The sequence below is a fragment of the Erythrobacter sp. CCH5-A1 genome (genome assembly GCF_001557115.1).
Lineage (GTDB): Bacteria > Pseudomonadota > Alphaproteobacteria > Sphingomonadales > Sphingomonadaceae > Erythrobacter.
Genome location: NZ_LSKQ01000122.1, coordinates 1 through 1,568, shown reverse-complemented (window position 1 = coordinate 1,568; position 1,568 = coordinate 1). Strand labels below are relative to the sequence as shown.

2 protein-coding genes are annotated in these 1,568 nt (G+C 56.5%); one reads left to right on the top strand and one right to left on the bottom strand.

The window, feature by feature from the left end; all coding sequences use genetic code 11:
- Window positions 1-330 precede the first annotated feature (330 nt).
- Window positions 331-924, top strand: coding sequence for a hypothetical protein (locus tag AX708_RS06250; protein ID WP_067489700.1), 594 nt, complete (start codon window positions 331-333; stop codon window positions 922-924).
- 103 nt (window positions 925-1,027) lie between these two features.
- Here the strand turns inward: AX708_RS06250 and AX708_RS06245 are convergent, their stop codons facing one another.
- Window positions 1,028-1,246, bottom strand: coding sequence for a hypothetical protein (locus tag AX708_RS06245; RefSeq protein ID WP_066525480.1), 219 nt, complete (start codon window positions 1,244-1,246; stop codon window positions 1,028-1,030).
- Window positions 1,247-1,568: the final 322 nt, after the last annotated feature.

Below are 1,568 nucleotides of genomic sequence, written 5' to 3'. Positions count from 1 at the left end.
TCCCTTGCTGGCCTTGCGGACCTTCGTCCGCATCGGCTTCGCGCGGTCTGCCGTGTGCCCGATCCCGGCGCGGCGCTGCTCGCCAGCGCATCGGCACATGCGTGCCTTGCTGGCATCGCCGCCGCGCCTTGTCTCAGGATAATACTTGAATGAATTTCGGACGATGTGTAAGTTCTTCTTCGCAGCTCTCCCCCAAGACAGCTGCCAGCAACCCGAGGTCTCCTATGAGACCACCCTAGATGGCCCTGCACAGCGACCCGGCAGGGCCATCATTTTTATCGCCATCGTTGCCGTTCGCGACATGTCGCTCACAGCAAGAGGGAAGGGGGATTGATCGAGCGTTCCATTGAGGAGTGCTTGACCATGACAATGACCTTTCAGCTGCGAAGCAAGGTTGCTCCAGCCTCGAAACCGGCATGCATAACGCTTCAGCAATTAACTGCCTTCCGAGCCTTCGCGCAATCGCATGGACAACTTGTCGGCATCTTTGATGACCCCGATTTCTCATACTTGGAAGATGGCTTCGATGCCCGCGTGTGCCCATGGAGCTGGGCGACCCTAGCCCGACTCTTTGGGAACCAGGAAGCGGTAATCAGCGTCATCGAAGAAGCGCAGTTTCTCGGCCTGAACGTCCATATCTGGAGAGAACGCGCTGATGCTCAAATTATGATGGGCGTCTCCTCGACTCCAGATGGTGCCTTTCCGATCAATCTCAGCGATACCAATGGTCAGCTTCTGCTTGACGCAATCGGAATGGGCAACGCTTCGACAGGGTCGATTGACGCCGATGACTTGAGCCAAGCTATCAATGATCCACCAACCCGCCGACATCTCACATGGGGCGGAATGGAAACATGCCTCGAACAGCTCGACAGGATGCTTCGCGCATGCCTGTCAGCCGATCCACAACTCGTCTGGCGATAGCCTCCAGCCAGACCAAACGGGAAGGGCGCTGACCATGTCAGCGCCCTTCTTTATTTGCCTTCACGGCTTCGAGAATCCTTAACGCGGTTTCGAAGCACTCCTGCTAAGCCAGAAGACGCTTCTCGACCTCTTCTATTCCGAGGGCTTTCATACGGCTCAGGAGAGCCTCAAGACGATCTGAATCGAGCTTTGAAAGAACGCTCTTCGTCATCGCCGATGCGCGCTCTTCGGCTTCGCGTTCCGCAAGCCTCTTCTTGCGCTCTGCGAGCTTCAATTCTTCCTCACGAATTGCGGCTCGTTCCTTCTCGATCTTCGCTGCCATCACACGTTCCCTTATCGCCCTGCGCTGCAAAGCATAGGGCTATCCTTCTGAGGATCAAGACGGCAGTGAATGTCCAATCGCTGAACAGCGATTGACGATGAAAGCGCCTTCGCCAAGGCTTGGCGCTTTGGAGGCGGGATCGCTCCGCTCAGCCCAATCGTCCCGTAGCCGAACGACCCGCGCAGCGACTACCCCACAGGAATTCCAGACTCACATCAGGATCGAAGACCAGGACGGCATCAAGCCCCGGTCGCAGTCCCTAAGGAATGCACACCGAATGCGGCGCCCGCTTACCTAAAGTATCTTAAAATCAACAGCATAT